The organism is Saccharomonospora halophila 8, assembly GCF_000383775.1.
Lineage (GTDB): Bacteria > Actinomycetota > Actinomycetes > Mycobacteriales > Pseudonocardiaceae > Saccharomonospora > Saccharomonospora halophila.
This window is the reverse complement of record NZ_KB912585.1, coordinates 34,504-43,941: the sequence shown is the minus strand read 5'-3', so window position 1 is coordinate 43,941 and position 9,438 is coordinate 34,504. Positions and strand designations below refer to the sequence as shown.

Below are 9,438 nucleotides of genomic sequence, written 5' to 3'. Positions count from 1 at the left end.
GTCGCTCCTCCAGTCCGTCTGGTTCGGAGTAGTGTGCGAGGCCACACCGTGATCAGACCCAACGGGTCCGGCCGCAGCAGCGACACCGCCCCGTACAGGCTCGCCGCGACCACCCCGGCGACGAACCACCAGTCGTAGAGGCTCTGTTCCCCGGTCGGGTAGTAGGCCAGCACCAGCAACATCGACACCCCGACGACCACCGCCAGGTGGGTGCGCCGCCAGGGGAACGCCGACGCGATCACGAATCCCCAGGTCAGATACCACGGCAGGGTCGGCGGCGCGAACAACGCGACCGCGAGCAGGGTCACCGCCATGCGCAGCACCGCCTCGCGGCCGCCGTGCCGGGCCTGCCACCACTGCCACACCATCACCCCGATCAAAGCCACCCACGCCAGTCCCCGCGCCACCGTCACGAACGGGGAGACCGGCACGTCGACCACAAGGTTCACCAACGTGTGGAACACCTCACCGATCCCGGTGGGGAAGTTCAACCAGTTCGCGATGATCTGCGGGGCCTGCAGACCGGTCACCCAGCCGAGGTTGACCGATCCGAGGGACACCCAGGTGCCCACCACGAACACCACCCCGAAGATGCCCAGCGACGGTGTGACGGTCCGGACGAACCTCCGGACCAGACTCTCCGACCCGTCCAGGTGATTCGCCCAGATCCACACGAGGAACGGCAGTGCGACCGCCGCCGTCGGCTTGATCAACATTCCCACGGTGACCAGGGCGATCGCGAGCGCGTGTTTCCCCTCCAGGGCTGCCAACAGTCCGATCGCCAACAGCGCCAGCATGAGCAGGTCGTTGTGCGGCCCACCGACCAGGTGAATCACCGTCATCGGGCTCGCGATCGCCAGCCACATCGTCACCGGCAACCGCCCCCCGAGGTGCCGCACCAGCCGCGGCAGCGCCCACAGCAGCCCGGCCAGCCCGGCCAGCAGCACCACCCGGGTCATGATCACCCCGGCGATCACGTTGTTCCCGGTCACGCCGACGATCTGCTCGGCCACCCACAGGAACAGCGGACCGTACGGGGCGGGCGTGGTCTGCCAGAGCGGGTGCACGTTCTCCACCACGTTCGGCAGCACGTCGAGTGCCGCGGGCCCGTAGTCGTACGGGTCCAGACCGTGCAGCAGCTGTGCGCCCTGTCCGAGGTAGGAGAACACGTCCCGGGTGAACAGCGGCGGCGCGACCAGCAGCGGGGCCATCCACGTCAACGCCGCCACCACGACCGGCCTGCTGCCGACCCGGCCCGCGAGGACGTGCCGGCCCAACCGCACCCAGGCCCACACCACCAGGCCGAAACCCACGTACAGCAGCGCCGTCGCCAGCGCGTGCCCGTGCCCGTACCGGATCCAGGACAACGGCGACGACCCCAGCACCGGATCGTGTACCAGGATCCCCCCGGCACCGAACGAGGCGAGCAGCAGCACCAGACTGCCGACGAGCCCCAGCACGGTCGTGCGGACGGGGAACCGGGACTGTGCGTGCGCAGGGGTCGACGACCGCTCCTGCCCGGCGGCGGGCGTCTCGGAACCCGGTGCGGAATCGGTGGTGGTGGCCATACTGGTCACTGAGGTTACACACCGACACCGCATTCGCTCGGTGACGGTACACCGACACCCGGCCCGAGCGCCCGCACCGACGGCGGGTTCGCACCACCACCGTGACTTCACACCGATATCACCACATCCACCGGGGTGCGGGCAAGGCCGCGATCCGTCCCCGCGACCCGCGCGCAGACCGGCTCCGACACTCCGAGAGGTGATCTCGGTGACATCCGACCGTCCACCCCGGACCGGGACGGGTCCGGACGGATCCGGCGATTCGGCTGGGCACGGCGGGAGCGGCAGTGCCCGGGCCCACCGTGCCGGATCCGTCCCGCGCCTTCCCGGCCGTGCCGGGTGAGGTGACGCACCCGCCTGCGCACCACCGACGGCGGATAGCATCCCGATACCAGCGTCAACACGCTGCACGTGACCGAACACCGAACCCGTCAGCAGGAGAGAACGTCATGACCCAGGCCCCTGTCAACGTCACGGTCACCGGAGCGGCCGGCCAGATCGGATACGCACTGCTCTTCCGGATCGCCTCCGGCCAGCTCCTGGGCCGGGACACGCCGGTGCGGCTGCGCCTGCTGGAAATCCCACAGGCGGTGCAGGCGGCCGAGGGCACCGCCCTGGAACTCGAGGACGGTGCGTTCGGCCTGCTGCACGGCATCGACATCTTCGACAACGCCGCCGAGGCGTTCGCCGGCACCAACGTCGCCCTCCTCGTGGGCGCCCGCCCCCGCACGAAGGGCATGGAGCGCGGCGACCTGCTGGAGGCCAACGGCGGCATCTTCAAGCCGCAGGGCGAGGCGATCAACGCGGGTGCCGCCGACGACGTCAAGGTGCTCGTCGTGGGCAACCCGGCCAATACCAACGCGCTCATCGCGCAGGCTCACGCGCCCGACGTCCCCGCCGAGCGGTTCACCGCCATGACCCGCCTCGACCACAACCGCGCGATCGCCCAGCTCGCCCGCAAGCTCGACGCGCCGGTGGCCGACGTGAAGAAGATGACCATCTGGGGCAACCACTCGGCCACCCAGTACCCGGACATCTTCAATGCCGAGGTCAAGGGCACCAACGCCGCCGAGGCCGTGAACGACGAGGCGTGGCTCGCCGACGAGTTCATCCCGCGGGTCGCCAAGCGCGGCGCCGAGATCATCGAGGCGCGGGGCGCCTCCTCGGCCGCCTCCGCGGCCAATGCCGCCATCGACCACATGCACGACTGGGTGAACGGAACCCCGGACGGCGACTGGGTGTCGATGGGCATCCCGTCCGACGGCTCGTACGGCGTGCCCGAGGGCATCATCTCCTCGTTCCCGGTCACCTGCCAGGGCGGCAGCTACCGGATCGTGCGCGGCCTGGAGATCAACGAGTTCTCCCGTCCGCGTATCGACGCCTCGGTCAACGAACTCGTCGAGGAGCGTGACGCCGTCCGCGACCTCGGCCTGGTCTGAGGCGACCGTTCCCGGAGGTCGGGAGGGTGACCGCTCCGGCCGCTCTTCCGACCTCCGTTGCCTGATGGTGAGTGGTGTGGTGTCCGGACCCGGAACGGAATGTATACATCCACTCCCGTGGGTATAGGTCGTTATACGTCACACCGGTGTCCGTGGACTGGCACCATGGGTGGCACGACGAGCGGGCACCGAGGCCGGGCGGGGACGTGACACGGACGACGGCGCAGGAGGAGTTCAGCGCCTACGGCGCCTCCCACTGGGCCGTGCTGGTCGTGTTCGCCGCCGGTGTCGCCGCCCTCGTCCTGTCCGGCCGACGGCACCGCCACCACCCCACCGTCCGACGCCGGTTCACCCGCGGCTTCGCCCTCCTGCTGCTGGGCCTGCACGTCAGCGCCCAGCTCTACACCGTGGCCACCCGGCACTGGCATTCCTTCGACGCGGTCCCCCTGCACCTGTCCGACCTGGCCGGGTTCGTCGCCGCCTACGCCCTGTGGTCCCACCGCCGCTGGGCCTTCGCGCTCACCTACTACTGGGGTCTCACCCTGAGCGCGCAGGCGCTCGTCTCCCCCGTGCTCGACTCCCCCGACTTCCCGCACCACGAGTTCCTCGCGTTCTGGGCCCTGCACCTGTTGGTCGTCTGGGCCGCGGTCTATCTGACCTGGGGGCTCGGCATCCGGCCCGGATGGCGGCACTACGCCGTCGCCGTCGGGCTCACCGCCGCGTGGGCGTGTGCCGCGTTCGTGTTCAACTGCGTCACCGGCACGAACTTCGGGTTCCTCAACGGCAGACCCGCCACCGGCTCCGTGCTCGACCTGCTCGGCCCGTGGCCGTGGTACCTGCTGCCCGAGGCCGCACTGATCCTCGCCGCGTGGGCACTGCTCACCTGGCCCTGGACCCGGCGCCCCCGCCGCACCGGAACGGACCGCGTGCGCACGTCCGGGAGTACCGACCGCTGACGGCCGCGACGCCGGGCACCGGTGATCACGCGCCCGTCAGACCCCGCCGCTGCAGCAGCGGCCCGATCTCCGGGTCGCGGCCGCGGAAGTCGCGGAACGCGGCCATCGGGTCGGTGCTGCCGCCCCGCGCCAGCAGCCGCCTGCGGTAGTGCTCCCCGTTGTCCCGGGTCAGGCCCCCGTTGCCGTGGAAGAACTCCACCGAGTCCGCGTCCAGCACCTCGCTCCAGATGTAGGAGTAGTACCCGGCGGCGTAGCCGTTGCTGAAGATGTGCGCGAAGTAGGTGCTGCCGTAGCGCGGCGGCACGGCGTCCAACGCCACCCCCGCCTTCTCCAGGGCCCGCGCCTCGAACCCGGCCACGTCGTCCACCCGGGTGTCCCCGTCCAGGGTGTGCCAGGCCAGGTCGAGCAGCGCCGCCGCCAGATACTCCGTCGTCGCGAAACCCTGTCCGTACGCGCGGGACTCCACCAGCCGCTGCACCGTCCGCTCCGGCAGCGGCTCGCCCGTGCGGTGGTGCCGGGCGTAGTTGCCCAGCACCTCCGGGTGCAGCACCCACATTTCGTTGACCTGCGACGGGAACTCCACGAAGTCCCTCGGCACGTGGGTGCCGGACAACGTCGGATACCGCACGTCGGACAGCAACCCGTGCAGTGCGTGTCCGAACTCGTGGAAGGCGGTCTCCACCTCGTCGAACGACAGCAGCACCGGCCCGCCCTCCGGCGGCCGGGCGAGGTTGAGGTTGTTCACCACCACCGGAGCGCGCCCGAGCAGGCGGGACTGGTCCCGGTAGGTGTTCATCCACGCACCGCCCCGCTTCGACGGCCGCGCGAAATGGTCGGCCAGGAACAGGCCCAGGGCGGTGCCGTCGGCGTCGAACACCTCGAACGTCCGCACGTCCGGGTGGTACGTGGGCAGGTCCGGCCGCTCGGTGAAGGTGAGACCGTAGAGCCGGTGCGCCGCGAAGAACACCCCGTCGTGCAGCACCCGCTCCAGCTCGAAGTACGGCCGCAGCTCCGCGTCGTCGAGGTCGTACCGGCGCCGGCGCACCCGTTCGGCGTAGAAGGCCCAGTCCCACGGTTCGAGGTCGTGGTCGGCACCGGAGGCCGCGATCTCCCCGGCGAGGTCGGCCGCCTCCTCCCGGGCGTTGGCCACCGCCGCCGGGACCAGCCGGTGCAGCATCCCCAGCGCCGCCTCGACCGTGCCCGCGGTCTGCTCCTCCACCACATAGGCCGCGTGGTGCGGGTAGCCCAGCAGCGCGGCCCGTTCGGCGCGCAACCGCGCGATCTCGGTCAGCACGCCGGTGTTGTCGTACTCGCCGCCCCGGTGCCCGCGGCCGCGGGACGCCCGGTACACCCGCTCCCGCAGGTCCCGGTTCTCCAGCGAGGCCAGCACCGGCTGCGCCGTCGGCAGCGACAGGGTCAGCGCGTACCGCCCGGGCTCGCCGCGCGCCGTGGCCGCCTCGGCCGCCGCGGCGATCGCGTCCTCCGACAGCCCGGCGAGTTCGGCCTCGTCGGATACCAGCACGGCGACGTCGTTCGTGTCGGCCAGCAGGTTGTCCTGGAACCGGGTGGACAGCGCCGAGAGGCGTTCGTTCAGCGCCCGCAACCGCGCCTGGTCGTCGGCGCCGAGTCCGGCACCGGCGCGTCGGAAGTCACGGTGGTAGCGGCGCAGCAGCCACGCCGACTCCTCGTCGAGGTCCAGCGACTCCCGCCGCCCGTACAGCGCGTCGATCCGGGCGAACAGGTCCGCGTTCAGGTGCACCGCGTCGGCGTGCGCGGCCAGCCGGGGCGCGACCTCGGCCTGCACCCGGCGCAGGTCGTCGTCGGTGTGCGAGGCCACCAGGTTGAAGAAGGTCTGCGAGACCCGGTTCAGCAGCTCCCCCGAGCGCTCCAGTGCCACGATCGTGTTGTCGAACGTGGGGGGCTCCGGGTTCACCGCGACGGCGGCCACCTCGTCGGCGTGGGCGGCCATGCCCGCCTCGAACGCGGCTTCGAGGTCCCCGGCCGTGATCCGGTCGAACGGCGGCAGTTCGTAGGGCAACTCGCTCGGTGTCAGCAGTGGATTCTCCCGGCCGGTCACGCGCGATCCTTTCCTCCGGTGGTGCCCCCGACCTCCGCGTCGGAGGACAGTGTGCGGCCACGTCGTCTCTTCTTCCTCGGCTTCTCCGGCACCACGCCGCTGAGGTCCCCGCCGTGGTCGTTGAGCCGCAGCACGAACGGGCGGGTCTCGGTGTAGCGGACCACCGAGACCGACGCGGGGTCGACCACGAGCCGTTGGAACGCGTCGAGGTGCTGGCCGAGTGCGTCGGCGAGCACGGCCTTGAGGACGTCGCCGTGGCTGCACAACGCCCACACCGCATGCTCACCGTGTTCCGCCGTGATCCGCGCGTCGTGCTCGCGCACCGCCTCCACCGCGCGGGCCTGCATCTGCGCCAGCCCCTCCCCGCCGGGGAACACCGCCGCCGACGGATGGGACTGCACCACCCGCCACAACGGTTCCTTCGCCAGGGTCTTCAGCTCCCGGCCGGTCCAGTCGCCGTAGTCCACCTCGGACAGCCGCGACTCCGAGCGGCGCTCCAGGTCCCGGTGCCGGGCCAGCGGGGCCATCGTCTGCCGGCACCGCAGCAGCGGCGAGGTCACGAGCGCCGCCAGGGGCACCCCGGCCAACCGGTCCACCAGGGCCTCGGCCTGCCCGCGGCCGGTGGCGTCCAGGTCCACCCTCGGGCTGCGGCCCGCGAGGACACCGGACCCGTTCGCGGACGAGCGGCCGTGCCGCAGCAGGATCACCGTACCCACACCGGCCACCCTACGGGGTCACTGCTGACCTTCGACCACGACCGGCCCCGCGTCCGGGTCGAGCACGCCGGTGAACACCAGCGCGAGCACCAGCAGCCCGAGCACCACCCGGTAGAGCACGAACGGGGTGAAGCTGTTCTTCCGGATGTAGTTCATCAGCCACGCGATCACCGCGTAGCCGACCCCGAACGAGACGACGGTGGCCAGCACCGTGGGCCCGACCCCGGGTGCGGAGCCGTCGCCGATGTCGGTGAGCTTGTAGAAGCCGGAGGCCAGCACGGCGGGCACCGCCAACAGGAAGGCGTACTCCGCGGCGTCGGCGCGCTTGTAGCCGAGCAGCAGCCCGCCCGTGATCGTGCCGCCGGAGCGGGACACACCCGGGATGAGCGCGAACGCCTGCGCGAAGCCGTACCCGAGGCCGTGCGGCACCGTGAGCTGGTCCAGCTCGCGGTGCCTGCTGCCGATCCGGTCGGCCACCCACAGCAGGACGCCGAACACGATCAGGGTGAGCGCGGTGAGCCGCAGGTCGCGGAACACGCTCTCGATCTGCTCCTCGAACAGCAGGCCGAGCACCCCGACCGGGATCGAGCCGACGATGATCAGCCAGCCCATCCGGGCGTCCGGGTCGCCCCGGTACTCCGGCCGGGTCAGCGACAGGAACCAGTTCCGCAGGATGCGGCCGATCTTGCGGCTGAAGTAGAGCAGCACCGCCAGCTCGGTGCCGATCTGGGTGACGGCGGTGAACGCGGCGCCCGGGTCGTCCCACCCGGCGAAGGCCGCGGTGATCCGTACGTGCGCGCTGGACGAGATGGGCAGGAACTCGGTCAGCCCCTGCACCAGGCCCAGGACGAGGGCTTCGAACCAGCCCATCTCAGGCCACCCCGGACCGGTCGAGCGCACGGACGGCGGTGCGCAGCGTCTCGGCCCCCGCGGCCGGGTCGACGAACGGCGCGACGGTCAGCGTGGTCACCCCCGCCCCGGCGAAGGCGGCCATCCGGTCGGCGATCCGGTCGGTGGGGCCGAGCAGCGAGGTCGCGTCCAAGAACTCCAGCGGCACCGCCGCCATCGCCCCCTCGTAGTCCCGGGCCAGGTACTTCTCCTGCACCTCGGCCGCGGCGTCGGCGAAGCCCATCCGGCAGGCCAGCCGGTTGTAGAAGTTGCGGTCCCGGCTGCCCATGCCGCCGAGGTACAGCGCCGCGTAGGCGCGCACCGAATCCGCACACACCCGCCAGTCGTCGCCGGGCACCAGCGGCACGGTGGGGGCGATGTCGAGCGCGTCGAGGCCGCGTCCCGCCTTCTCCGCCCCGGCGCGGAGGTGGTCGAGCTGGGTCGCGGCGTGTTCCGGGGAGAAGAACACCGGCAGCCAGCCGTCGGCGATCTCGCCGGTGAGTTCCAGGTTGCGCGGCCCGATCGCGGCCAGGTAGGTGGGGATGTGCTCGCGCACCGGGTGCACCGTCAGCCGCAGCGCCTTCCCGGGGCCGTCCGGCAGCGGCAGCGTGAAGTGGTCGCCCTCGTAGCTTACCTTCTCCCGCCGCAGCGCGGCGGACACGACGTCGACGTACTCGCGGGTGCGGGCCAGCGGAGCGGTGAACCGCACCCCGTGCCAGCCCTCGGACACCTGCGGCCCGGACACTCCCAGCCCGAGCCGGAACCGCCCCTGCGACAGCGTGTCCAGGGTGGCCGCCGTCATCGCCGTGGCCGCCGGGGTCCGCGCGGGGATCTGCAGCACCGCGCTGCCGATGTCGACCGACGAGGTCTGCGCCGCGACCCACGCCAACACCGTGGGCGCGTCCGAGCCGTAGGCCTCCGCGACCCACACCACCGAGTACCCGAGTTCGTCCGCCTGCTTGGCCATCGCCAGGTTGGAGGCGTCGTTGCCCGCGCCCCAGTAGCCGAGATTCAGTCCCAATCGCACGAGGCCCGACACTATCGGCCCCGTGTCGGGCCTCGGCGACACGCCTTCGTCACCGGTGCCCGACACGGTCGATAGGCTCACCCCATGGAAAGCCGTCAGCTCGGCACCTCCGGTCTGCGGGTGTCCCGCCTGGGTCTGGGCACCCTGGCCTGGGCGCGCAGCGCCGACAGCGAGGACGCCGCCAACCAGCTCGCGGCGTTCGTCGACGCGGGCGGCACCCTGGTCGACACCGCCGACATCTACGCCGACGGCGAGGTCGAGCGGACGCTCGGGACGCTGCTGGGGAAGGTCGTGCCCCGGGAGCGGGTGGTGCTGGCCACGAAGGCCGCCGCCCGCCGGGCCGACGGGCCGTTCGGTGGGGGCGCCTCACGCGGCTCCCTGCTCGCGGCGCTGGACGGCTCACTGCGCAGGCTCGGGGTCGACCACGTCGACCTGTGGCAGCTGCACGCCTGGGATTCCGCCGTCCCGGTGGAGGAGACCCTGGAGACCGTGGAACACGTGCTGGCCAGCGGCCGAGTCCGGTACGTGGGGGTGTGCAACTACACCGGCTGGCAGCTGGCCACGGCCGCCGCTTCCTCGTCGGCCCGCCGTAGGCTCGTGTCCGTGCAGTCGGAGTACTCCCTGCTGGAGCGGGGGGTGGAGCGGGAGGTGCTGCCCGCCGCCGCGCACCACGGCATCGGGATGCTGCCGTGGGCGCCGCTGGGGCGGGGCGTGCTGACCGGGAAGTACCGCACCGGCACACCCGCCGACTCGCGCGGCGCGTCGGC

The 9,438-nt window shown here is 71.9% G+C and carries 8 protein-coding genes; 3 read left to right on the top strand and 5 right to left on the bottom strand.

Features of this window, described 5'->3' with window-relative positions:
- Positions 1 to 1,568 (bottom strand): polyprenol phosphomannose-dependent alpha 1,6 mannosyltransferase MptB (gene mptB / locus SACHA_RS22970; RefSeq protein WP_019812109.1); only part of this gene is annotated, 1,568 nt, incomplete at its 3' end.
- 449 nt (positions 1,569 to 2,017) lie between these two features.
- On the opposite strand from mptB, the gene SACHA_RS0118220 reads away from it, so the two are divergent.
- Positions 2,018 to 3,007 (top strand): malate dehydrogenase, encoded by a 990-nt coding sequence (locus tag SACHA_RS0118220; RefSeq protein ID WP_019812108.1) that lies wholly within the window; start codon positions 2,018 to 2,020, stop codon positions 3,005 to 3,007.
- 206 nt (positions 3,008 to 3,213) lie between these two features.
- The gene (locus SACHA_RS0118215; protein WP_019812107.1) at positions 3,214 to 3,963 is read left to right on the top strand and encodes a YwaF family protein; all 750 of its coding nucleotides are present in this window, start codon (positions 3,214 to 3,216) and stop codon (positions 3,961 to 3,963) included.
- A gap of 25 nt (positions 3,964 to 3,988) precedes the next feature.
- On the opposite strand, the gene SACHA_RS22965 is transcribed toward SACHA_RS0118215, so the two are convergent.
- From SACHA_RS22965 to SACHA_RS0118195, 4 genes are read right to left on the bottom strand one after another with little or no spacing between them, the layout of a single operon-like run.
- Entirely contained in the window at positions 3,989 to 6,040 is a 2,052-nt protein-coding gene (locus SACHA_RS22965) for a M3 family metallopeptidase (RefSeq protein WP_019812106.1), read from the bottom strand.
- Complete coding sequence (locus tag SACHA_RS0118205) at positions 6,037 to 6,756, bottom strand: histidine phosphatase family protein (RefSeq protein WP_028663326.1); 720 nt, start codon at positions 6,754 to 6,756, stop codon at positions 6,037 to 6,039. Before SACHA_RS0118205 ends, SACHA_RS22965 begins: the two co-directional genes overlap by 4 nt.
- Positions 6,757 to 6,774: 18 nt before the next feature.
- Positions 6,775 to 7,626: an undecaprenyl-diphosphate phosphatase gene (locus SACHA_RS0118200; protein ID WP_028663325.1), complete on the bottom strand. Its 852-nt coding sequence runs from the start codon at positions 7,624 to 7,626 to the stop codon at positions 6,775 to 6,777.
- A 1-nt stretch (position 7,627) separates the two neighbouring features.
- Positions 7,628 to 8,671, bottom strand: a complete 1,044-nt coding sequence (locus SACHA_RS0118195) for an LLM class F420-dependent oxidoreductase (RefSeq protein ID WP_028663324.1) — start codon at positions 8,669 to 8,671, stop codon at positions 7,628 to 7,630.
- Positions 8,672 to 8,755: 84 nt separating this feature from the next.
- On the opposite strand from SACHA_RS0118195, the gene SACHA_RS0118190 reads away from it, so the two are divergent.
- Positions 8,756 to 9,438, top strand: a 683-nt coding sequence (locus SACHA_RS0118190) for an aldo/keto reductase (RefSeq protein ID WP_019812102.1), incomplete at its 3' end; no start/stop codon positions are given.